Source organism: Rhodococcus sp. p52 (assembly GCF_000763325.2).
Taxonomy (GTDB): Bacteria; Actinomycetota; Actinomycetes; order Mycobacteriales; family Mycobacteriaceae; genus Rhodococcus; species Rhodococcus pyridinivorans.
In genome coordinates, this window is the sequence record NZ_CP016819.1 from 223,974 (window position 1) to 246,795 (window position 22,822).

General features: G+C 66.6%; 17 protein-coding genes. All 17 read right to left on the minus strand.

The features are described from left to right. Positions 1–52: 52 nt before the first annotated feature. Complete coding sequence (locus IM25_RS00850) at positions 53–4,024, minus strand: DNA-directed RNA polymerase subunit beta' (RefSeq protein WP_065995653.1); 3,972 nt, start codon at positions 4,022–4,024, stop codon at positions 53–55. A gap of 115 nt (positions 4,025–4,139) precedes the next feature. Further along, positions 4,140–7,646 carry a DNA-directed RNA polymerase subunit beta gene (gene rpoB / locus IM25_RS00855; RefSeq protein ID WP_065995654.1) on the minus strand — a complete coding sequence of 1,169 codons (3,507 nt, stop codon included), beginning with the start codon at positions 7,644–7,646 and terminating at the stop codon, positions 4,140–4,142. Positions 7,647–8,035: 389 nt separating this feature from the next. Beyond that, positions 8,036–8,677: a hypothetical protein gene (locus tag IM25_RS00860; protein WP_084294941.1), complete on the minus strand. Its 642-nt coding sequence runs from the start codon at positions 8,675–8,677 to the stop codon at positions 8,036–8,038. 268 nt (positions 8,678–8,945) lie between these two features. Next, on the minus strand, positions 8,946–9,566 hold the full coding sequence (locus IM25_RS00865) for a hypothetical protein (RefSeq protein ID WP_019291237.1): 621 nt from the start codon (positions 9,564–9,566) through the stop codon (positions 8,946–8,948). A 140-nt stretch (positions 9,567–9,706) separates the two neighbouring features. Next, positions 9,707–10,954 (minus strand): MCE family protein, encoded by a 1,248-nt coding sequence (locus tag IM25_RS00870; protein ID WP_019291236.1) that lies wholly within the window; start codon positions 10,952–10,954, stop codon positions 9,707–9,709. After that, positions 10,951–12,264, minus strand: a complete 1,314-nt coding sequence (locus tag IM25_RS00875; RefSeq protein ID WP_019291235.1) for an MCE family protein — start codon at positions 12,262–12,264, stop codon at positions 10,951–10,953. The genes IM25_RS00870 and IM25_RS00875 overlap by 4 nt, the downstream gene beginning before the upstream one ends. A 14-nt stretch (positions 12,265–12,278) precedes the next feature. Next, positions 12,279–13,529, minus strand: a complete 1,251-nt coding sequence (locus IM25_RS00880) for an MCE family protein (protein ID WP_019291234.1) — start codon at positions 13,527–13,529, stop codon at positions 12,279–12,281. Further along, entirely contained in the window at positions 13,529–14,527 is a 999-nt protein-coding gene (locus IM25_RS00885; protein WP_065995656.1) for an MCE family protein, read from the minus strand. The genes IM25_RS00880 and IM25_RS00885 overlap by 1 nt, the downstream gene beginning before the upstream one ends. Next, on the minus strand, positions 14,524–15,603 hold the full coding sequence (locus tag IM25_RS00890) for an MCE family protein (protein ID WP_033096104.1): 1,080 nt from the start codon (positions 15,601–15,603) through the stop codon (positions 14,524–14,526). Before IM25_RS00890 ends, IM25_RS00885 begins: the two co-directional genes overlap by 4 nt. Then, complete coding sequence (locus tag IM25_RS00895; RefSeq protein WP_006552284.1) at positions 15,600–16,973, minus strand: MCE family protein; 1,374 nt, start codon at positions 16,971–16,973, stop codon at positions 15,600–15,602. The genes IM25_RS00890 and IM25_RS00895 overlap by 4 nt, the downstream gene beginning before the upstream one ends. Next, positions 16,970–17,830 (minus strand): MlaE family ABC transporter permease, encoded by an 861-nt coding sequence (locus IM25_RS00900; protein WP_024101684.1) that lies wholly within the window; start codon positions 17,828–17,830, stop codon positions 16,970–16,972. The genes IM25_RS00895 and IM25_RS00900 overlap by 4 nt, the downstream gene beginning before the upstream one ends. Before the next feature lie 4 nt (positions 17,831–17,834). Continuing rightward, complete coding sequence (locus IM25_RS00905) at positions 17,835–18,626, minus strand: MlaE family ABC transporter permease (RefSeq protein WP_006552286.1); 792 nt, start codon at positions 18,624–18,626, stop codon at positions 17,835–17,837. Positions 18,627–18,693: 67 nt separating this feature from the next. Then, on the minus strand, positions 18,694–19,770 hold the full coding sequence (locus IM25_RS00910) for an ABC transporter ATP-binding protein (RefSeq protein WP_033096350.1): 1,077 nt from the start codon (positions 19,768–19,770) through the stop codon (positions 18,694–18,696). A gap of 312 nt (positions 19,771–20,082) precedes the next feature. Further along, a complete protein-coding gene (rplL, locus tag IM25_RS00915; protein ID WP_003937621.1) occupies positions 20,083–20,469 on the minus strand; it encodes a 50S ribosomal protein L7/L12 in 387 nt (128 codons plus the stop codon). 123 nt (positions 20,470–20,592) lie between these two features. After that, positions 20,593–21,120, minus strand: a complete 528-nt coding sequence (gene rplJ / locus IM25_RS00920; RefSeq protein ID WP_006552288.1) for a 50S ribosomal protein L10 — start codon at positions 21,118–21,120, stop codon at positions 20,593–20,595. Positions 21,121–21,518: 398 nt separating this feature from the next. Next, the gene (rplA, locus tag IM25_RS00925) at positions 21,519–22,232 is read right to left on the minus strand and encodes a 50S ribosomal protein L1 (RefSeq protein WP_006552289.1); all 714 of its coding nucleotides are present in this window, start codon (positions 22,230–22,232) and stop codon (positions 21,519–21,521) included. A 116-nt stretch (positions 22,233–22,348) separates the two neighbouring features. Further along, the gene (gene rplK, locus IM25_RS00930; protein WP_006552290.1) at positions 22,349–22,783 is read right to left on the minus strand and encodes a 50S ribosomal protein L11; all 435 of its coding nucleotides are present in this window, start codon (positions 22,781–22,783) and stop codon (positions 22,349–22,351) included. Positions 22,784–22,822 lie beyond the last annotated feature (39 nt).

Consider the following 22,822-nt stretch of genomic DNA (forward strand, 5'->3'; position numbering starts at 1 on the left):
CCGCCCCCGAAGAGAAGAGGGCGGGACCTTCGTCGTCTACTACGGCAGCGAACTACCGGTAGTCGTTGGAGTAACCGTAGTCGTCCAGCGGCACTGCAGCGCCGGTGTTCTGGCCGAAGCCGTCCGGCGAGTAGTACTGGTCGTCGTACGCCGGGATGGCGTACGCGGCCGCGCGGGCCTCCTCGGTCGGCTGGACCTCGATGTTCCGGTACTTGTTGATACCGGTACCGGCGGGGATCAGCTTGCCGATGATCACGTTCTCCTTGAGACCGATCAGCTTGTCCGAGCGGCAGTTGATCGCCGCGTCGGTGAGCACGCGAGTGGTCTCCTGGAAGGACGCCGCCGACAGCCACGAATCGGTGGCCAGCGACGCCTTCGTGATGCCCATGAGGACCGGACGGCCGGCAGCCGGCTCGCCACCCTCCTGGACCACACGACGGTTCGCAGCCTCGAACTCGCTGCGCTCGACGAGCGAACCGGGCAGGAACTCCGTCGAGCCCGAGTCGATGATCGTCACGCGACGCAGCATCTGGCGCACGATGACCTCGATGTGCTTGTCGTGGATCGACACGCCCTGGCTCCGGTAGACCTCCTGGACCTCGTGGACCAGGTGGACCTGAACCTGACGCGGGCCCATCACGCGCAGCACCTCGTGCGGATCGGCAGAGCCCTCGAGGAGCTGCTGACCGACCTCCACGTGGTCGCCGTCCGCGAGCACGCCCTCGGTGCCGTCGGCCTTGCGGATGACGTGCAGACGCTGACGCTTGGACAGCTTGTCGTACACGACCTCCTCGCCACCGTCGTCGGGGATGATCGTGATCTTGTAGAAACGATCGTCGTCCTCGAGGCGGATGCGGCCGGAGACATCGGCGATCGGGGCCTTGCCCTTGGGGACGCGGGCCTCGAACAGCTCCTGGACGCGGGGCAGACCACCGGTGATGTCCTCACCGACGCCACCCTGGTGGAAGGTACGCATCGTCAGCTGCGTACCGGGCTCACCGATCGACTGGGCGGCGACGATACCGACGGCCTCGCCGATGTCGACGAGCTTGCCCGTCGCCATCGAACGGCCGTAGCAGGTCGCGCAGACGCCGGTGCCGGTGTCGCAGGTCAGGACCGAGCGGACCTTGACCTTCTGGATGCCGGCCTCGAGCAGCGCCTCGATCGCCGGGTCGCCGAGGTCGGAACCACGCTCGACGACGACGTTGCCGTTCGCGTCGACCGCGTCCGTCGCCAGCGTACGGGCGTAGGTGCTGGTCTCGATGTGAGCGTCGCGCACGAGCTCACCGGTCGGCTGACCGGTCGCGTCGCGTGCGAGCTCGGCGATGGTCATCTCGATGCCGCGCGGCGTGCCGCAGTCGACCTCGCGGACGATGACGTCCTGCGAGACGTCGACCAGACGACGGGTCAGGTAACCCGAGTCGGCGGTACGGAGAGCGGTGTCGGCCAGACCCTTACGCGCGCCGTGCGTGTTGATGAAGTACTCGGCGACGGTCAGGCCCTCACGGAAGGAGGACTTGATCGGGCGCGGGATGAACTCGCCCTTCGGGTTCGTCACCAGACCCTTCATGCCCGCCAGCGAGCGGATCTGGGTCATGTTGCCCGCAGCACCGGACTTGACGATCGTGGGGATCGGGTTGTCGTCCGGGTAGTGCGCCTCCATGACCTGACCGACCTCTTCGGTCGCTTCCTGCCACAGCTTGACGAGCGAATCGCGACGCTCGTCCTCCGAGAGCTTGCCTCGGTCGTACTGCCGCTGGATGGCGTCGGCCTGCGTCTCGTACCGCTCGAGGATGTCCTTCTTCTCCGGCGGAACGAGCACGTCCGCCATCGAGATGGTGACACCCGAACGCGTGGCCCAGTAGAAGCCGGCGTCCTTGAGCTTGTCGACGGTCTGCGCGACGACGATCATCGGGTACCGCTCGGCCAGATCGTTGATGATCGCGGCCTGGCGCTTCTTCGGCATGATGTCGTTGACGAACGCGTAGTTCGTCGGCAGCAGCTCGTTGAACAGCACGCGACCGAGGGTCGTGTGCGTGGTCCACGCCTGACCGTACTTCCAGCCCTCCGGGAACAGCTCGTTCTCGACGTCGCGCGGCGGACGCAGCTGGGTCAGGCGCACCTTGATCGGAGCCTGGACCGACAGCACGCCGCGGTCGACGGCCATCTGGGCCTCGGCCGGCGACGAGTAGACGCCCTGCTCGGGCTCGTCGGCGGTCGCGGCCTTGTAGGCGCCGGGGGCGTCCTCGACCAGACGGGTCAGGTGGAACAGACCCGTGACCATGTCCAGACGCGGCATGGCGAGCGGGCGGCCCGATGCCGGCGACAGGATGTTGTTCGACGACAGCATCAGGATGCGGGCCTCGGCCTGCGCCTCCGCGGACAGCGGGAGGTGCACGGCCATCTGGTCGCCGTCGAAGTCGGCGTTGAAGGCCTCACACACGAGGGGGTGCAGCTGGATGGCCTTGCCCTCGACGAGCTGCGGCTCGAACGCCTGGATACCGAGGCGGTGCAGCGTGGGAGCACGGTTCAGCAGAACCGGGTGCTCGTTGATGACCTCTTCGAGGACGTCCCACACCTGCGGGCGCTGACGCTCGACCATGCGCTTGGCGGACTTGATGTTCTGCGCGTGGTTGAGGTCGACGAGACGCTTCATGACGAACGGCTTGAACAGCTCGAGCGCCATGAGCTTCGGCAGACCGCACTGGTGCAGCTTGAGCTGCGGACCGACGACGATGACCGAACGGCCCGAGTAGTCGACGCGCTTACCGAGCAGGTTCTGACGGAAGCGGCCCTGCTTGCCCTTGAGCAGATCGGACAGCGACTTGAGCGGACGGTTACCGGGACCGGTGACCGGCCGGCCACGACGGCCGTTGTCGAACAGGGCGTCGACCGACTCCTGCAGCATCCGCTTCTCGTTGTTGACGATGATCTCGGGGGCACCGAGGTCGATCAGTCGCTTGAGGCGGTTGTTGCGGTTGATGACGCGGCGGTACAGGTCGTTGAGGTCGGAGGTCGCGAAGCGGCCACCGTCGAGCTGCACCATCGGACGCAGTTCCGGCGGGATCACCGGCACGGCGTCGAGCACCATGCCCATGGGCGAGTTGCCGGACTGCTGGAACGCCGCGACGACCTTCAGGCGCTTGAGAGCACGGAGCTTCTTCTGTCCCTTGCCGCTGCGGATGGTCTCGCGCAGCGACTCCGCCTCGGCGTCGATGTCGAAGTTCTCGATGAGCTTCTGGATCGCCTCGGCACCCATGGCACCGGTGAAGTACTCGCCGTAGCGGTCCTGGAGCTCGCGGTAGATCATCTCGTCGACGATCAGATCCTTCGGCTTCAGCTTCGTGAAGGTCGTCCAGATCTCGTCGAGGCGGTCGAGCTCGCGCTGCGCACGGTCGCGGAGCTGACGCATCTCGCGCTCGCCGCCGTCCTTGACCTTGCGGCGGACGGCGGACTTGGCGCCCTCGGCCTCGAGTTCGGCGAGGTCGGCTTCGAGCTTCTGCGCGCGGGCCTCGAGGTCGGCGTCGCGCTGGTCGGCGACCGACTTCTTCTCGACCTCCATCTCGGCTTCGAGAGTGGAGAGCTCGTTGTGGCGCAGCTCGTCGTCGACCGACGTGATGACGTACGCGGCGAAGTAGATGATCTTCTCGAGATCCTTCGGCGCGAGGTCGAGCAGGTAGCCGAGGCGGCTCGGCACACCCTTGAAGTACCAGATGTGCGTCACCGGAGCGGCGAGCTCGATGTGGCCCATGCGCTCACGGCGGACCTTGGCGCGGGTCACCTCGACGCCGCAGCGCTCGCAGATGATGCCCTTGAAGCGGACACGCTTGTACTTGCCGCAGTAGCACTCCCAGTCCCGGGTGGGACCGAAGATCTTCTCGCAGAACAAGCCGTCCTTCTCGGGCTTGAGCGTGCGGTAGTTGATGGTCTCGGGCTTCTTGACCTCGCCGTACGACCAGTTACGGATGTCCTCGGCGGTGGCCAGGCCGATCCGGAGTTCATCGAAGAAGTTGACGTCGAGCACGTAACTTCCTTTCCCCTGTGCGGGTTGTATTGCTGCTAGTTGTCGCTATCGCTGCCGGGGCCCGATGCGGTACGCGCCCGGTGGTGTCGGGGTGCGTACCGCATCGGCTCGGCTCCTAGTTCGCGAGGTCGTCGACCGTGGCCGACTCGTTGCGGGAAAGGTTGATGCCCAGGTTGGCGGCCGCCCGCTCGAGGTCCTCGTCGTCGCCGTCGGCCATCGCGATGGCCGCGCCGTCGCTGGAGAGGACCTCCACGTTCAGGCACAGCGACTGGAGTTCCTTGAGGAGCACCTTGAACGACTCGGGGATACCCGGCTCGGGGATGTTCTCGCCCTTGACGATCGCCTCGTAGACCTTGACGCGACCGACGACGTCGTCGGACTTGATCGTGAGCAGCTCCTGGAGGGTGTAGGCGGCGCCGTAGGCCTGCATCGCCCAGCACTCCATCTCACCGAAGCGCTGACCACCGAACTGCGCCTTACCACCGAGCGGCTGCTGCGTGATCATCGAGTACGGACCGGTCGAACGCGCGTGGATCTTGTCGTCGACCAGGTGGTGCAGCTTGATGATGTACATGTAGCCGACCGACACCGGGTACGGGAACGGCTCGCCGGAGCGACCGTCGAACAGCGTCGCCTTGCCGTCGGGGCCGACCATGACCTCGCCGTCGCGGTTCGGCAGCGTCGAGGACAGCAGACCCGTCAGCTCCTCCTCGCGGGCACCGTCGAACACCGGCGTGGCGATGTTGGTGTCGGGCTCGGCGGCGAGCATCTCCTCGGAGAGGTTCTGTGCCCACTCGGGACGGCTGCCGTCGTCGGCCACCTGGATCTGCCAGCCGGCCTTGCCGATCCAGCCCAGGTGCGTCTCGAGGACCTGGCCGATGTTCATACGACGCGGAACACCGTGGGTGTTCAGGATGATGTCGACCGGGGTGCCGTCGGGCAGGAACGGCATGTCCTCCTGCGGGAGGATCTTGCCGATGACGCCCTTGTTGCCGTGGCGGCCGGCGAGCTTGTCGCCGTCCTGGATCTTGCGCTTCTGCGCCACGTATACGCGGACGAGCTCGTTGACACCCGGAGGCAGATCGTCGTCGTCCTCGCGCGAGAACACGCGAACACCGATGACCTTGCCGTTCTCACCGTGGGGCACCTTCAGCGAGGTGTCGCGGACCTCGCGCGCCTTCTCACCGAAGATCGCGCGGAGCAGGCGCTCCTCGGGGGTCAGCTCGGTCTCGCCCTTCGGCGTGACCTTGCCGACGAGGATGTCGCCGTCGCGGACCTCGGCACCGATGCGGACGATGCCACGCTCGTCGAGGTCGGCAAGGACCTCGTCGGAGACGTTCGGGATGTCGCGGGTGATCTCCTCGGCACCGAGCTTGGTGTCGCGGGCGTCGATCTCGTGCTCCTCGATGTGGATCGAGGTGAGCACGTCCTCCTCCACGAGGCGCTGCGACAGGATGATCGCGTCCTCGTAGTTGTGGCCCTCCCACGGCATGATCGCCACGAGCAGGTTCTTGCCGAGCGCCATCTCACCGTTCTCGGTGCAGGGGCCGTCGGCGAGGACCTGGCCGGACTCGACGCGCTGTCCCTCGTCCACGATCGGACGCTGGTTCGAGCAGGTGCCCTGGTTCGAACGGTCGAACTTGCGCAGACGGTAGGTCTTGCGGGTTCCGTCGTCGGCCATGACGGTGATGAAGTCGGCGGAGACCTCTTCGATCACGCCGCTCTTCTCGGTGACGATGACGTCGCCGGCGTCGACGGCGGCACGCAGCTCCATGCCGGTACCGACGATCGGCGACTCGCTGCGCACCAGCGGCACGGCCTGACGCTGCATGTTCGCGCCCATGAGGGCACGGTTGGCGTCGTCGTGCTCGAGGAACGGGATCATCGCGGTCGCGACCGACACCATCTGGCGCGGCGAGACGTCCATGTACTCGACCTGGTCGGCGGCGACGTACTCGATCTCCGCGCCCTTCTTACGGACGAGGACACGCTCGTCCGAGAAGCGGTTGTCGGAGCCGATCGGCGAGTTGGCCTGCGCGATGAGGTAGCGGTCCTCCTCGTCGGCCGTGAGGTACTCGACCTCGTCGGTGACGACACCGTCGACGACCTTGCGGTAGGGCGTCTCGATGAAGCCGAACGGGTTGCCCCGCGCGTACACCGACAGCGAGCCGATCAGGCCGATGTTCGGGCCTTCCGGGGTCTCGATCGGGCACATGCGGCCGTAGTGCGACGGGTGGACGTCGCGGACCTCGAGGCCGGCGCGCTCACGCGACAGACCGCCGGGGCCCAGCGCCGACAGACGACGCTTGTGCGTCAGGCCCGACAGCGGGTTGTTCTGGTCCATGAACTGCGACAGCTGGGAGGTTCCGAAGAACTCCTTGATCGCAGCCACGACCGGACGGATGTTGATCAGGGTCTGCGGCGTGATCGCCTCGACGTCCTGGGTGGTCATGCGCTCACGGACCACGCGCTCCATGCGGGACAGGCCCACGCGGATCTGGTTCTGGATGAGCTCACCGACCGTGCGCAGACGACGGTTGCCGAAGTGGTCGATGTCGTCGACCTCGACGGGAACCTCGACGCCGCCGGGGACGGTCATCTTGTTCTCGCCCGCGTGCAGACGCACGAGGTACTCGATCGTGGCGACGATGTCTTCCTCGGTGAGGGTGGACGCCTCGATCGGCTGACCCGTGTTCAGGCCGAGCTTCTTGTTGATCTTGTAACGGCCCACGCGCGCCAGGTCGTAGCGCTTGTCCTTGAAGAAGAGGTTCTCCAGCAGGGTCTGCGCGCTCTCCTTGGTCGGCGGCTCGCCCGGACGGAGCTTGCGGTAGATGTCGAGGAGCGCCTCGTCGGTGCCCGCCGTGTTGTCCTTCTCGAGCGTCGACATCATGATCTCGGAGAATCCGAAACGCTCGACGATCTGCTCGGTGGACCAGCCCAGCGCCTTGAGCAGCACGGTGACCGGCTGACGGCGCTTGCGGTCGATACGCACACCGACGGTGTCGCGCTTGTCGACGTCGAACTCGAGCCAGGCACCGCGGCCCGGGATGACCTTGACGCTGTGCAGGTCCTTCTCGGTGCTCTTGTCGACGGTCTTGTCGAAGTACACGCCCGGCGAACGGACGAGCTGGGACACCACGACACGCTCGGTGCCGTTGATGATGAAGGTGCCCTTGTCGGTCATCATCGGGAAGTCACCCATGAAGACCGTCTGGCTCTTGATCTCGCCGGTGTTGTTGTTGATGAACTCGGCAGTGACGAACAGCGGAGCCGCGTACGTCATGTCCTTGTCCTTGCACTCCTCGACGGAGGCCTTGACCTCGTCGAAACGAGGATCGGAGAAGGACAGGGACATCGAACCCGAGAAGTCCTCGATCGGCGAGAGCTCGTCGAGGATCTCCTCCAGGCCACCGACGACGTGACCGTCGCCGCGCTCGGCAGCCTTCGCGCGCCAGCGCTCCGAGCCGATCAACCATTCGAAGGAATCGGTCTGTAGATCGAGGAGCCCGGGAACTTCGAGGGGTTCGCGAATCTTCGCGAACGACACCCTCGTCGGGGCTCCGGGGATTCCGGCTACTGCCTTGGTCTGGCTAGAGACTGCCAAGATGCGTCCTTCCAGCACCTCACGCGGGCCGCTCCAACCGGTGCGACCGCCGCTGTACCTGCTTCTTCATGTGGGGCGTTTTCGCTGGTCGCAACCCGAACGAGAACCCCACCGACACACCGAAACGGTCTCGCCCGAAAGGGCGGATTCCGACTCGACGATCAGAAGGTGAACAGGAGGCAGCCAGCGCAAAGAACTAACCTACACCTAAGTAGGCGAAATGTCCACAGGGGTGCCTCAAAGAAACCTGGCAAACGACCTCGAGCGGCTCACGAGGAAGCCTTCAGTCGAACAGGCGTACCGATAGAGTGACCGCTCGCGTCGCCTGCGTCAAGACTGCGCGTCCGGAACGATCCGCGCGTCGCGGCCGCGGACACCCCCGGTGAGGGGGCGATCCGCAGCCGTCGTCACCGGTCGCGGATCTCCGAGACCAGCCATCGTCCGTCCGACTTCTCCATCCTCACCAGCAGCGGTGCGGCCGCGCTGCCCTGGGCGATCCCGTCGCCGGTGGCGCTGACGTTGATGTAGGCGGCGACCTCGGCGCGGGTGTCGTCGAGCATCGTCGCGCCGATGTGCTCGACCATCACCTCGGTGACCGTGCGGGTGTCGATCGCGGCCTTCTTGGTGACGTCCGCGGTCGAGTCGACCTCCTCGAGCCGCTCCGGGGTCAGCAACTCCCGGATCCGCCCGAAGTCCTCGTCGATGGTGCGGTAGTCGTAGCCGTGCATGGTCTCGATCGCGACCTTCGCGGCCTCGGTGACCTCCCGGGTCTCCGCGGTGTCGACCCACGCGACGTTCGAGACGTCGGCACCGGGACGGAAGGCCGCGACCGCGGCGATCACCGCGAGCACCACCGCCACCGCACCGACGAGAATCACCGGGCGCCACCCACCGGAGGCACGCGACCCGCCGGCCTCACCGGCGGGAGGCTCCGGTGGATCCCCGGGCTCGGTCGCAGTCTCCGCCGGGCTCGCTGCCGGGGACCCGGCCGTGTCGGCGGCCGTCGGCGCGGGCTTCTCATGCTCGTTCTCCTGCTTGTCGAGCGTCACCTCGGAAGGTCGCGACTGCTCGGCAGGGTTTTCCCCTGTACGGGTCTCCGCCGGTCCGGTACTCCCCTGTTCGGGCGGCGTGATCGTCCGCTCCGTCCGGGACGGGCGTTCGTCCTCTGCCGGGGTCGGGCGTTCGTCCTCTGCAGGGGTCATCCGGGGCGGTCGGGACGTGCCGGCGACCTTCGGCCGACGGCGCGGGGGCCCGCTGGGGCCGGTCTTCCGTCGCTGCGGGGGCACTACACGTTCTCCTTCGTCGACTTGCCGAACATCACGGGCCCGCCTCGCCCTCGGGCGCGGGCGGCCCGGTATCTCCCGGCGCGGGCGCCCCGGTATCTCCCGGCGCGGGCGCCCCGGAATCGTCGGGCGCGGGCTGCGCGCCGGGATCGGGAGCCGGAGCACCGGAGACCGGGCCCGACTCCATCTCGACGGAGGCGAGCGGCTCGATGGTCTCGGCCTTCCACACGTCGCCGTCCTTGCGCAGCGACACGAGCACCGGGACCTTGTTGGTCACGAAGTACTCGGGGGTCTGGGTGCGCACGGCGAGCACGACGAGCGCCTTACCCAGATCGTCGTCGGTGTTGAGTTCGGTGAGCGTTCCGAACAGCACTTCGGCCGACATGCTGGTGCCGGTCTCCGCGACCCGAGCCCGGATGTCCTCCTCGGTCGCCGCGAGATCGTTGCGCAGGGCGTCGCCGGTGATCGACGACCGCATGTTCTCGATCGACAGGTCGACGTCGTTCGCGTCGACACTGTTCAGGTTGACGGCCGCCTGCATGGCTCCCGAGAGTGCGGCGTCGCGCGCCTCGGCGGCCGAACGGTCCACCAGGAGCGCACGCCCCCAGCCGTAGCCGAACCACACCGCCGCCGCGAGGGCGACGACGGCGAGCACCGAGACGACGGCGAGGGCCGCCCTGCGTGCCCCGCCCGGTCCCCGGCCGTCCGCGGGCGAGTTGCCGTCGGCGGATGGGGGCGGGGTGGGCGGAGCGTCGGAGGAAATTGGTGCACTCACTCCACAAACCTACTAACTGCTCACTTCGGGGTGACTCCGAGCAACGGCGCGAGCTGCGTCGCGATCGGATTCAGGTTGAGCTTGTCGGGGTCCTTCTTCGGCTTGAAATCCCAGGGCTGGATCGTGTTCGGATCGGCGAAGACGATGCGGTTCGCGCTGCGCACGCCGGTGACACTGCCCTGCGGCACCTCGCACGAGGCGTTCGTGTTGAAGGGGAAGTCCTGCTGGGTCTCGTCGAAGTTCGGATCCTGCGCGCGCATCTGCGCGAGGATCTCCTGCGTCCCCTCGTACCCGATGGTGCACGAAGGCGGATTGTTGGTCTCGAGCACGATGCCCAGACGCACCGCACCGTCGCCCGGAGCGACCGTACTCGCACTGCCCGCGACGGCGGGAAGGAAGGCCAGCAGCGGCTGCAGGGCGATCGACTGCGGCGCGGCCACTTCCGCCACCGCCGCGAGGTTCGCGAGGTCGGTGGTCAGGCCCGGGCCGGAGCCCTCGATCAGCTGCGAGAGCTGGTCGCTCGCGTCGGTGCCGGTGTCGATCAGGCGCCGCAGATCGGGATCGCTGTCGCGGAGCTGTGCGGTCACCAGGTCCAGATCCGAGCTGAACTGCTGGATCGCCGACGACTGGTCGGACTGCGTGTCGAGCACCGTAAGGCTGTCGCGGATCAGCGTGACGGTCTGCGGCAGGTACTCGGCGCCCTTCTCGCTGAGACCGGCGAGCGCGTCGACGAGCACCTGCAGGTCGTCGCCGCGGCCGTCGAAGGCCGCGCCGAGCTCGGTGACGACGGTGCGCAGCGGCTCGAGCGGAACCGAGTACACGAGGTCGTTCGTGCTCAGCAGCAGGTCCTCGACCGGCGTGGGCAGATCCTCCTCGGTGCCCTCGATGACGGAGCCCTGTTCGAGATAGGGGCCCTCGTCGTTCGGCGGCTGCAGATCGACGTACTGCTCACCGATCGCCGACCGGTTCGCCACGACCGGTCGCGCCGACGCCGGGATCTGCGGTCCGCCGTTGTCGAGACGCAGCTCGACGTTGATGCCGTCGTCCGTGAGGCTGAGCGCCCCGACACGGCCCACGGGCACCCCGCGGTAGGTGACCTCGGCGTTCGGGAAGATGCCGCCGCCGGTCGGGAACCGCGCGTCGACGGTGTACTGGCCGAAGCCCATGAGGTTGTCGAGCCGCACGTACCGGGCACCGACGAACACGATGCCGAGCAGCGCGATGACCACGAACAGCGCGAGCTGCACTTTCACCAGGCGCGATCTCACTGCCCACCCCCGAGTCCGAGCTGATTCAGCAAACCTTGCAGCGGCCCCGGCTGTGGGGCCTCGTCACCGTCGGCACCGGTGTCGGTGTCCGCGCCGGCCTCGGTGACCCCCGGGATCTCGATGCCGTCGGGCAGCGACACCCCTTCGGGCAGCGTCACACCGGGCAGACGCGGAGTGGGAAGCACCGGCAGCAGCGACACGGTGGGCCAGCCCGGGGCGGGCCCGTTCCCGTCGTAGTACGGGTTGGACGGGTCGACGAGCGGCTTCGGATTGCCGAACTTCGGCTCGCGGTAGACCGGGTCGCCCTGGCCCACACCGAGCGCGGCCAGCGCGTTGCCGATCTGCAGGTCGACGACGAGGAAGAGGTTCACCGAGTTGCCCAGCGCGACCTTCTCGACACCGTCCGGGAACGGCACCGTGGGCACGAAGGCGAGCGCCTCGACGAGGTCGTCGCCCGATGCCGCGAGTGCCTGGAGGGTAGGGCGCAGCGCCAAAAGGTCGGCGATCAGATCCTCCTTGGACTGATCGAGGACGTCGACCCCTGCGGTGCCGAGCCGGTCGAGCTGGCCGAGCAGCTGGGTCAGCTGCGGCCGCTGCTGTTCGAGCACCTCGGTCGCGACCGGCAGTTCGTCGAGCACGGCGGCGATCTTGTCGTTCTGCTCCGCGACCCGCACCGTGAGCTCGTCGAGTCCGTCGAGCGCCCGGGTGATGTCGTCGCGTTGCTGTTCGAGACCGGTGATCAGGGTCTCGGCCTGCTCGATCAGGCTGCGCGTGGTTCCCTCGCGGCCGTCGAAGGCCGTCGACAATTCGTTGACGATCGGCGCGAGCTGACCGACACCGCCACCGTTGAGCAGCAGCGACAGCGCGCCGAGCACCGGTTCGAGTTCGGTGGCGTGCCGGGTGCGGTCGAGCGGGATCACGTCGCCGTCCGCGAGCCGGCCCGTCGGGGGCTCGTCCTCCGGAGGCGTGAGTTGCACGAACTTCTCACCGAGCAGACTCGACTGTTCGACGCTCGCGAGCGCGTTCGCCGGCAGGTCGACACTCGAGTCGAGCACGATGCCGACGTCGGCGGTCCACCCGAAATCGGATGCGACCGAGATCGATTCGACGCGCCCGACCGGTACACCGTCGACCTTCACGCTCGACTGCGGAACCAGGTCGAGCACGTCGTCGAACTGGACGGACAGACGGATCGGATCGCTCCCCACGTCGGCGCCGCCGGGCAACGGGACGTCGGACAGACCGCCGCACCCCGTGACCGTCACCGCGACCACGCACGCGGCCGCTCCGAAGACACCTGTGCGGCCCATCCTCTTCGCGCCGCTCACCGATCTCCTCCCCGGAGGTCGAGCCGAGGCGAGACCACGCCGGGCACCGTGCCCGGGGTGACCTGCCGCTGGATGTTCTCACCGCTCAGGACACCGAACGGCAGGATCAGATCCGGGGACCGCTGGTCCTCGGTGATCTGCGTGGCGACGTCGCGGCACCGGTCGATCAGCGGCTGCATCTGCCGGCCGAGCTGCTCGAAACGCTCGTCGCCGGGCACGAGATTGCCGAGATCGATGAGCTTGCACACCGCTCCCGCAGGGTCCTGCAGGTCGGGCAGCACGAGCCGCGATGCGAGCACACCTGCTTCGGCGTCGTACGAGTTGACGAGGTTGCTCACCGCGAGCGGGAGCAGCGTCAGCGAATTCACGAGTTCCTGCCGGCGGTTAGCCAGGGTCTCCGTGATCGGCACGAGTGCGTCGACGTTGTCCTTCACGGCTGCCTGGTTGTCGCGCACGAACGTCGCGACGTCGCCGAGCGTGACCGACAGCGTGTTCAGCGCCTCACCGAGGTTCTGCCGCTCCCCCGCCAGGAATCCCGACAGGTCCGAGAGCTGCGCATTGAACTGGCGCACCTGCTCGTCGTTGGCCGCGAGAGCACTGACGAACACCTGCAGGTTCTCGATCGTGCCGTAGAGGTCGTCGCGCGACTGGTCGAGCGTGCGCGCGGCGGCCGACAGGTTCTCGATGCTCTGCCCGAGGGCCTCACCGTTGCCGGCGAGGTTCTCCGCACCGACTTCGACGAAGTCGGTCAGCGCGCCCTCGCGGTTCGCGCCGTCGGGACCGAGCGCGCGGGAGAGCTCGTCGATGCTCGCGTAGAGCTCGTCGACCTCCACAGGGGTGGCGGTGCGCTCGCGGTCGATCACCGCACCGCTGCTCATCGTGTCGCCACCGGTGTAGGCAGGGGTGAGCTGCACGTAACGGTCGGCGACGACCGACGGGGTGATCTGCACGGCGCGGGCGTCGGCCGGGATGTCGACGCCGCGGTTCACCCGCAGCCCGACCTTCACGAGGTCGCCCTGCGGTTCGACGGACGTCACCTTCCCCACCTCGACGCCCAGCACCCGGACGTCGGAGCCCTCGTAGATGCCCACGGCCTTGTCGAAATAGGCAGTGATCTCGGTGGTGCCCAGCCGGGTGAACATCCACCACCCCGCTCCGGCCAGGGCCACCACGCCCGCGACGACGGCTGCGAGCAGCGCGATGCGCCCGCGATTGCTGCGGGACTCGCCGTTCTCGGCGTGTGCCATCAGTTGCCCCCTTCCAGGCGGCGACCGGGCTCGCGGTAACCGGGGATCTCCGGTAGGCCCGGCGGGGTCAGGTTCACGACGACCTGGTCGAACCACCGGCCGTTGCCGACGACGTTGGTGTAGACACGCACGAACGGCTCGTACAGCTCCATGGCCCGATCGAGGTTGTCGTTGTTTTCCTGGAGGACGTCGACGACGCCGCGCAACTGTTGCAGGGCGGGACCGATGGTCTCGCGGTTCTCCTCGACGAGCCCGGAGAGCTCGGCCGACAACCGCTTGGTGCCATCGAGCAACTGGGAGATCGCCTCCTGCCGATTGTTCAGTTCCGCGACGAGCAGCGCACCGTCGGAGAGCAACCGGTTGAACTCGGCGTTGCGGTCGGCGAGCACCTTCGAGACATTGCCGGTCGCGTCGAGGAGCTTCTTCAGCTCCTGGTCACGACTCGCGACGGTCTCGGACAGGCGGCTGATGCCGTCGAGCGAGGCCCGGATGTCGTCGGGTGTCTCCGAGAACGCCTCCGACAGGGTCTGGAAGCCGGTCGCGAGCTGCTCGGAATCGATCTCGCCGAGGGTCGTGGCCGCCGACGAGAACGCTTCGATCACGTCGTACGGCGCGACCGTCCGGTCGAGCGGGATCCGGTCGTCCGGGTCGAGCACCTCCGTACCCCGCGGCTCGAGTGCCAGATACTTCTGTCCGAGGATCGTCTTGATCTGGATGGGGGCCGCCGTGTCGTTCCCGACCCATGCGTCCTGGACCTTGAACGAGACGATCACGCGGTCGCCCTCGAGGTCGACTCCGGTGACCTTGCCGACCTTCACGCCGGCGATACGCACCTCGTTGGTGGGTTTGAGACCCGCGGCCTCGCTGAATTCGGCCTCGTAGGTCGCGCCCGCCCCGATAATGGGCAGTTCGTCGAGGAAAAAGGCGGACAGTGTCCCCAGCAGCACCACGACGATGCCCAGGGCACCGGCGGCGGCCGGACTGCGACGTTTGCTCATCGTCCCTGCAACTCCTGCATCCCCTCTTGCGAGCAACGCTTCGCCGCATTCGTGTAGATGGGTTGGTTCACGGTGGGCAGCCCCGTCGGCAGATTCAGATACGGGACCGAACCGGGACCTGCGATGATGTCGATACCGCACAGGTAGTACTGGAACCACGAACCGGAGCTGGCCACGCGCCCGAGCTTGTCGAGCTTGACCGGCAACGTCTCGAGGACGCGGTCGACCTCGTCGCGGTTCGCGTTGAGATTCGAAGTGACCTGTTCGAGCGCCGTGATCGACTGTGCGATCGACGGGCGGGTGGGCTCGAGGACGTCGGAGACCGCGTCGGTCAGCCCCGCCATCGACGCCACGGCCGAACCGACGGTCGCCCGGTCGGCCGACAACCCGCTGACGAGTGCCTGCGTGTTGACCAGCAGCGAATCGAGCTGCTCGTCGCGCTGGTCGATCGTGGCCAGGACGGTGTTGAGGTTGTCGATCACCGCACCGATCACGCGGTCCTTGTCGGCGATGGTGTTGGTCAGCGACGCGGTGCTGCGCACCAGATCGTCGATCGTTCCGGCCTCACCCTGGAAGACCTGGATGATCTGGAACGAGAGCTTGTTGACGTCGTCGGCGCTCAGCGTCTGGAACAACGGCCGGAAGCCGTCGAAGAGCGTCGTGAGGTTCACCGCCGGCTTCGTACGCTCGATCGGGATCGTATCGCCGCCCGTGATCTTCTCGCCCTGCGCGCCCTCACCCTGACCGAGCGCGATGTAACGCTGGCCGACGAGATTGCGGAACCGGATGGTCGCGGTGGCACCGGCCGGGAGCCAGTCGCGCTCCTCGAGCGAGAAGGTGACCCGCGCCTGCCGTTCGTCGAAGACCGAGATCTCCTCGACCTGCCCCACGCGGACACCCGCGATGCGGATGTCGTCGCCCTTGTTGAGTGAGGTGACGTCGGAAAAGATCGCGTGGAACTTCGTTCCTCCCCCACCGCCGACATTGGCGATGGTCGCGGCGAGGACACCGGTCGCGAGGACGGTGACCACGGCGAACACGATGAGTTTGATCAGGGGTGCTGCGAGACCTCTCACTGGAAGCTCACCTCCGTACCGCGGATCGCCGGAGCGCCGAGCCGGGTGGTCCAGGACGGGACCTCCTCGGGGTCGACACCGGTGGCCTGTCCGTAGATGACGTCGAGCGTGTCCTGTTCCAGACGCGAGCCGGCGTACGAGACGGGAGTCGCGCCGCCGTCCGAGGTGCCGATGATCTCACCGACGTCGTCGGGGACGCCGGATCCTGCCGGGGCAGGGAAGAAATCGATGGTCTCGGGGCCGGGATTACGCGACGGCACCTGGTACGAACCGTCGTTGATCGAACCGCCCGGATACTGCGGGAAGTTGCGGCCGGGCGCGGTCACGTCGTCGTAGCAGGCCGGTCCGCGATCGTCGAGCAGACGCGGTTCGTCCTGGTTCGGCAGGTAGCGGCCCTTCGGGTTCGTGAACTGGATGTTCGCGCGCACACCCGGGAACGGATCGTCGGCCGCGAGCAGATCGACGGCGGCCGGCTTCGCGTCGGCGAATCCCTCGAAGGTGCACGGGAAGGACGGCGAGTAACGGGCGAGCAGCTGCAGCGCCTCCTTCGAATCGGCGGACAGCGTGATGATCGAGTTCGAGTTCTGCTCGATGAAATCGGCCGTCTGCGACGACGCTCCCGTCGCGCTCGCAAGCAGCGTGCGGATCTGGTTCTGCTGTTCGACGACCGTGCCACCCGTCGTGCGCAGGTTGTTCAGCGCCTCGACGAGATCCGGTGCGGCCTCGGAGTAGGTCTGCGAGAAATCGGCGAGTCCGCGCAGATCCTCCTGCAGTGTGGGCAGTTCGCCGTTCACCTCGCGGAAGATCTGTTCGAGGTCGTCGACCGTCTGTCCCAGCTTCTCGCCGCGTCCGCTCAGTCCCTGGGCCAGGGCGCCGAGCGTGTTGGCGAGGTCCTGCGGCGGGACGGCCTCGAGGAGCGGGAGCAGCCCGTCGAGCACGTCGCCGAGTTCGACTGTGCGCTCGCTCGTGTCCTGCACCAGCACATCGCCGTTCGTGACGGGACGCCCCGGATCGTCGGGGATGATCAGCGAGACGTAGCGCTCACCGAAGAGGGTCTTCGGCAGCAGCTGTGCGGTGGCGTTGACCGGGATCAGTTCGGCCTTGTCGGGGTCGAGCGCAAGATGCGCGGTGACGTCGCCGCCTTCCGCGCTCGTTCCGCGGACCTCGCCGACGAGCACACCGCGTGCCTTGACGTCGGCGTTGAGCGGCAGGGCGTTGCCGATGCTGTCGGTGCGGAGGTCGACCTTCACGACCTTCGTGAACGTCTTGTTGTACATCGCGATCGTGACGTACAGGAACAGCGCCAGCACCACGAAGAAGATCAATCCCAGGGTGCGGCGACGCAAGGGCGAAGTGGTCGTGTCGCTCATCCGGCCACCCTCACCGTGGTCGTCGTGCCCCAGATCGCGAGGCTGAGGAAGAAGTCGAGGATCGCGATCGTCACGATCGCGGTACGCACCGCGCGGCCCACGGCCACCCCGACGCCGGCGGGACCGCCGCTGGCGTGGAAACCGTAGTAGCAGTGGATGAGGATGACCACGAACGCGAAGACCAGCACTTTCGCGAACGAATACAACACATCCTCCGGTGGGAGGAACAGATAGAAGTAGTGGTCGTACGAGCCGCTCGACTGGCCGTTGAACAGCGTGCTGATCGTGCGGGTCGCGAGATAGGCCGCGAGGAGACCGATGATGTACAGCGGGATCACGGCGACGAAGCCGGCGATCATCCGGGAGGTCACCAGGAACGGCAGCGACGGCACGGCCATCACCTCGAGGGCGTCGATCTCCTCGCTGATCCTCATGGCACCGAGCTGTGCCGTGAAGCCGCAGCCCACGGTCGCCGACAACGCGAGCGCCGCGACGATCGGGGCCAGTTCACGGGTGTTGACGTAGGCCGAGAGGAAGCCGGTGAGCACCGACGAGCCGAGCTGCTCGAGCGCGGCGTAACCCTGCAGACCCACGACGACGCCGGTGAAGCCGGACATCATCGCGATGACGCCGATGGTGCCACCGATCACGGCGAGTGCACCGCTGCCGAAGGTGACCTCGGCGAGCAACCGCAGGACTTCCTTGCGGTAGTGGGTGAGGGTTCGCGGGGTCCACGCGACGGCGCGCGCGTAGAAGGACATCTGGTCCCCCGCGCGGTCGAGCACGTTCAGCGGTGCGCGCACCGCTCGGCGACCCCGGAGAAGAACGAGATCTCCGCGGCCTCTGGAGACTGTCATCTGGTCAGGATCCCTTCGCAGGAACGATCTGCAGGTACACCATCGTCAGGATCAGGTTCGCGAAGAAGAGCAGCAGGAACGTGATGACGACAGTCTGGTTCACGGCCTCCCCCACGCCCTTCGGGCCTGCACCGGGGTGCAGCCCCTTGTAGGACGCGACGACGCCGGCGATCAACCCGAAGATCGCAGCCTTGAGTTCGGCGACGTAGAGGTCGGGTAGCTGCGCCAGGGCGGAGAAGGAGGCGAGGTAGGCGCCGGGGGTACCGCCCTGCAGCACCACGTTGAAGAAGTAGCCGCCGGCGATGCCGATCACGGAGACGAGACCGTTGAGCAGGAGCGCGACGAGCACCATCGCCAGTACTCGCGGGACGACGAGGCGCTGGATGGGATTGATGCCCAGCACCTCCATCGCGTCGATCTCCTCGCGGATCGTCCGCGATCCGAGGTCGGCGGTGACCGCGGAGCCGGCGGCACCGGCGATCAGCAGAGCCGTCACGATCGGACTGCCCTGCTGGATGACCGCCAGGACGCTCGCGGCACCGGTGAACGATTCGGCGCCGAGCTGCTTGATCAGCGAGCCGGTCTGCAGCGACACGACGGCGCCGAACGGGATCGCGACGAGCGCCGTCGGAAGAATCGTGACACTGGCGATGAACCACGCCTGTTCGATGAATTCCCGGAACTGGAACGGTCGGCGGAAGGTGTTCCGCACGACGTCGACGAACAGTTCGACGATGTTGCCGGCCTGGGTGAGTGCGCCGTGAACCGGCCGCACGAGCGAGCTGCCCGCCCCCATCTACTCTCCTACTTCTCCAGCCTGCGGCTGTACCACTGCTGACGCTGTACCACTGCTGCGGCTGGTGCTACTGCTGGGCCTGCTGCTCGTATCTCTCTCCGGTATAGGCGGGAATGATCTGGGTGTCGTCGTCGGCATAGCCCCGGGCTGTGTGGGGCGCGCCGTTGTGATCGAGCGACTCGAGGATGGCGCTCTGGGCGGCCGGGGGCAGGTTGTGCAGGATCGACCGCACCCGCTCCTGCCGACGCGCCACCGCCTGCCGCTCCGGCATCCCCGGAGTCGCCTGCATCTGCGGCACGATCCCCTCGACGTCGTCCACCCCACCGGCATGATGCCCCGCCTCGACGAGCGCCTGCTCGTGCGCCATCGTCGCCTCGTCCTTCTCCTCCGACATCCCGATCGGACCGATCATCGTGCCGTTGAGGAACTGCTTGACCACCGGCTCATCCGAAGTCAGCAACACCTCACGCGGACCGAACATCACCAACTGCCGGCGGAACAACATCCCGATGTTGTCCGGCACCGTGCGCGCCAGATTGATGTTGTGCGACACGATCAGGATCGTCGCATCGATCTCCGCATTGATATCGATCAACGTCTGCGAAATATAGGTCGTGCGCACCGGATCGAGACCCGAATCCGGCTCGTCCACCAGAATGATCTCCGGATCCAACACCAACGCCCGCGCCAGACCGGCGCGCTTCCGCATCCCTCCGGAGATCTCCCCGGGCAACTTGTCCTCGGCGCCGAGCAGACCGACGAGCTCGAGCTTGCTCATCACGATCCGCCGGATCTCCGACTCGGACTTGCGGGTGTGCTCACGCAACGGGAAGGCGACATTGTCGTAGAGGTTCATCGACCCGAACAACGCACCGTCCTGGAACAGCACCCCGAACAACTTGCGGATCTCGTAGAGCTCCTTCGAGGAGCACTGCAGGATGTCGGTGCCGTCGATGACGATCGAGCCCTCCTCCGGGCGCAGCAGACCGATCAACGACTTGAGGAACACCGACTTACCGGTACCCGACGGCCCGAGCAACGCGGACACCTCACCGGCCGGCAACGTCAACGTCACGTCCTGCCAGATACGTTGCGAGCCGAAGGACTTGGTCAGTCCCTCGACGGAAACCTCGACTCCCACGATCACCTCCGCTGTCCGATACCGTCGCCCCCGTGTGGGTTGGGCCACTCTATCGCATGGATAGTGGTACCTGTGACACGCGATCCTACTCATGAGTAAGGACGTTGCACAAGGGGGTACGCGTGTCTCGACTTACGCCGTGACCTGCATGAACACGGCGTAGATGTCGATTTCTGCCGATAACGGACATATCACTCGGCATTCATGCCCGAAATGCAGAAGGGCCGTTTCCGCGAAATGAATTCGCGGAAACGGCCCTGTGCGGAACCGTTCCGGAGAGCGTCGGAACGCTCGACGGAAAGTTCGGAAACCGTCTTACTTGACGGTGACCTTGGCGCCGGCCTCTTCGAGCTTGGCCTTGGCAGCGTCGGCAGCATCCTTGGCGACCTTCTCGAGGATCGGCTTCGGAGCACCCTCGACGAGGTCCTTGGCTTCCTTCAGGCCCAGGCCGGAGACGATCTCGCGAACGACCTTGATGACCTGGATCTTCTTGTCGCCGGCACCCTCGAGGATGACGTCGAACTCGTCCTGCTCGGACTCGGCCTCGGCAGCAGCGGCCGGAGCACCGGCGGCAGCGACGGCAACCGGAGCAGCAGCGGTGACCTCGAAGGTCTCCTCGAATGCCTTGACGAACTCCGAGAGCTCGAGCAGGGTCAGTTCCTTGAACGCGTCGAGCAGCTCTTCGGTGGTGAGCTTCGCCATGGTGGCGGTCCTTCCTGATAAGTCCCATGTCGCTGATCCGCGACCGGATGGGATGGTGCGTGCCGGAGCACGCGTGGATGTATCTTTCGCGGTGATGCAGATTCGCAGTGATGCGGATCAGCGTCAGGCGGCTTCTTCGCCCGCCTTCTTCTCCTGCAGAGCGGCCGCGAGGCGGGCCACCTGCGAAGCGGGGGCGTTGAACAGGCCTGCGGCCTTTGCCAAGTTGCCCTTCATCGCGCCGGCGAGCTTGGCCAACAGCACCTCGCGGGACTCGAGGTCCGCGATCTGGTTGACCTGCTCCACGGACAGCGCAGCGCCGTCCATGTAGCCGCCCTTGATGACGAGAGCCTTGTTGTCCTTCGCGAAGTTCTTCAGAGCCTTCGCAGCATCCACCGCTTCGCCCTTGACGAACGCGATGGCGGTCGGACCGACGAACAGATCGTCGAGCCCCTCGACGCCCGCCTCAGCGGCGGCACGCTTGACCAGGGTGTTCTTGGCGACGGAGTAGGTGGCACCCTCTCCGAGAGCGCGACGCAGCTCGGTCAGACTTCCCACCGACAGACCACGATATTCCGTGATCACGGCAGCGGTGGAGGTCTTGAACTGCTCGGTGATCTCCGCAACTGCGGAAACCTTCTCGGGCTTTGCCATACTTCGCCTCCTCTCAGTAACAGTCGTTTTCCCGGTGTCCCGAGTGGGACGCCCCACCGGACGACCGCCGGGACCGGAAAACGACGAACGCCCCGGCGCAGGGCACACGGGGCATACAAGGAGGAGGAACTCGAATGCACCCGGAAGGCACATCGCGGTTCGTATCTCCCCTAACCTCGTCCTCCTGCGTGGGCCGCCGGACAACTCCGGACCTTCAACCGATCCGCACGCGGATTCGGTGACCAACGGTCTTGGGTAGAACATGATCGGGGTGAAGATCGGCGCACGCCGAACTACCCCACCACTGTAGCGGACGATGTGCACGAGATGCAAAACGGCCGGCACAGCGATGCTGTACCGGCCGCTTCAGGACGCACATCCACTGCGTGCAGTGCGAATTACTCCGCGGTCTCGAGGAGGTTGCGGGTGCGCTGCGGATCCACCGGGATGCCCGGGCCGGTGGTCGTAGCAATCGTGACCTTCTTGATGTAGCGGCCCTTCGCGCTGGACGGCTTGGCGCGGAGCACCTCGTCCAGAGCAGCAGCGTAGTTCTCGACCAGCTTGGTCTCGTCGAACGAGGCCTTGCCGATCACGAAGTGCAGGTTGGCGTTCTTGTCGACGCGGAAGCTGATCTTGCCACCCTTGATGTCGGTGACGGCCTTCGCGACGTCCGGGGTGACCGTGCCCGTCTTCGGGTTCGGCATCAGACCACGGGGACCGAGGACGCGGGCGATACGACCGACCTTCGCCATCTGGTCGGGGGTCGCGATCGCGGCGTCGAAGTCCAGCCAGCCGCCCTGGATGCGCTCGATCAGATCCTCGGCGCCCACGACGTCGGCACCTGCGGCCTCGGCCTCGGCAGCCTTCTCGCCCACCGCGAAGACGATGACGCGAGCGGTCTTACCCGTGCCGTGCGGCAGGTTGACCGTGCCGCGCACCATCTGGTCCGCCTTGCGGGGATCCACACCGAGTCGCATGGCGACCTCGACGGTGGCGTCGTAGTTCTTCGAGCTGGTCTCCTTCGCGAGCTTCGCAGCTGCGAGGGGGCTGTACAGGTTGTCCGAGTCGATCTTCTCGGCCGCGGCGAGGTATGCCTTGCTGCGCTTTGCCATGTTCTTTCCTAACTTCTCACCGGCAGGTGAATGGTTCGGGCGTGGTAGCGGGCCTGGCCGGCCCTCCCACGAGTGCTATGCAAGCCCGGGGACGGAGCCCCCGAACAGCGAGGGGCTCAGCCCTCGACCGTGATGCCCATCGACCGAGCGGTGCCGGCGATGATCTTCGCGGCAGCCTCGATGTCGTTGGCGTTCAGGTCTTCCTGCTTGGTCTTGGCGATCTCGCGCACCTGATCCATGGTCACCTTGGCGACCTTGGTCTTGTGCGGCTCGCCGGAGCCCTTCTGCACGCCTGCGGCCTTGAGCAGGAGCTTCGCGGCCGGCGGAGTCTTCAGCTTGAAGTCGAACGAACGGTCCTCGTAGACCGTGATCTCGACCGGCACGACGTTGCCACGCTGCGACTCGGTCGCCGCGTTGTACGCCTTGCAGAACTCCATGATATTGACGCCGTGCTGACCCAGCGCGGGGCCGACCGGCGGAGCCGGGTTGGCCTGGCCGGCCTGGATCTGGAGCTTGATGAGCCCGGCGATCTTCTTCTTCTTGGGGGGCATCTCTATTCCTAGTTTCGTGCTCGGTGTGGTTCTTGCGTA

Coding starts and splice junctions, on each gene's coding strand:
- IM25_RS00880 (WP_019291234.1), bottom strand. CDS start 13,529: ATGGCACACGCCGAGAACGGCGAGTCCCGCAGCAATCGCGGGCGCATC.
- rplK (WP_006552290.1), bottom strand. CDS start 22,783: ATGCCCCCCAAGAAGAAGAAGATCGCCGGGCTCATCAAGCTCCAGATC.
- IM25_RS00895 (WP_006552284.1), bottom strand. CDS start 16,973: ATGAGCGACACGACCACTTCGCCCTTGCGTCGCCGCACCCTGGGATTG.
- rplJ (WP_006552288.1), bottom strand. CDS start 21,120: ATGGCAAAGCCCGAGAAGGTTTCCGCAGTTGCGGAGATCACCGAGCAG.
- IM25_RS00905 (WP_006552286.1), bottom strand. CDS start 18,626: ATGGGGGCGGGCAGCTCGCTCGTGCGGCCGGTTCACGGCGCACTCACC.
- rplA (WP_006552289.1), bottom strand. CDS start 22,232: ATGGCAAAGCGCAGCAAGGCATACCTCGCCGCGGCCGAGAAGATCGAC.
- rplL (WP_003937621.1), bottom strand. CDS start 20,469: ATGGCGAAGCTCACCACCGAAGAGCTGCTCGACGCGTTCAAGGAACTG.
- IM25_RS00885 (WP_065995656.1), bottom strand. CDS start 14,527: ATGAGCAAACGTCGCAGTCCGGCCGCCGCCGGTGCCCTGGGCATCGTC.
- IM25_RS00875 (WP_019291235.1), bottom strand. CDS start 12,264: ATGGGCCGCACAGGTGTCTTCGGAGCGGCCGCGTGCGTGGTCGCGGTG.
- IM25_RS00900 (WP_024101684.1), bottom strand. CDS start 17,830: ATGACAGTCTCCAGAGGCCGCGGAGATCTCGTTCTTCTCCGGGGTCGC.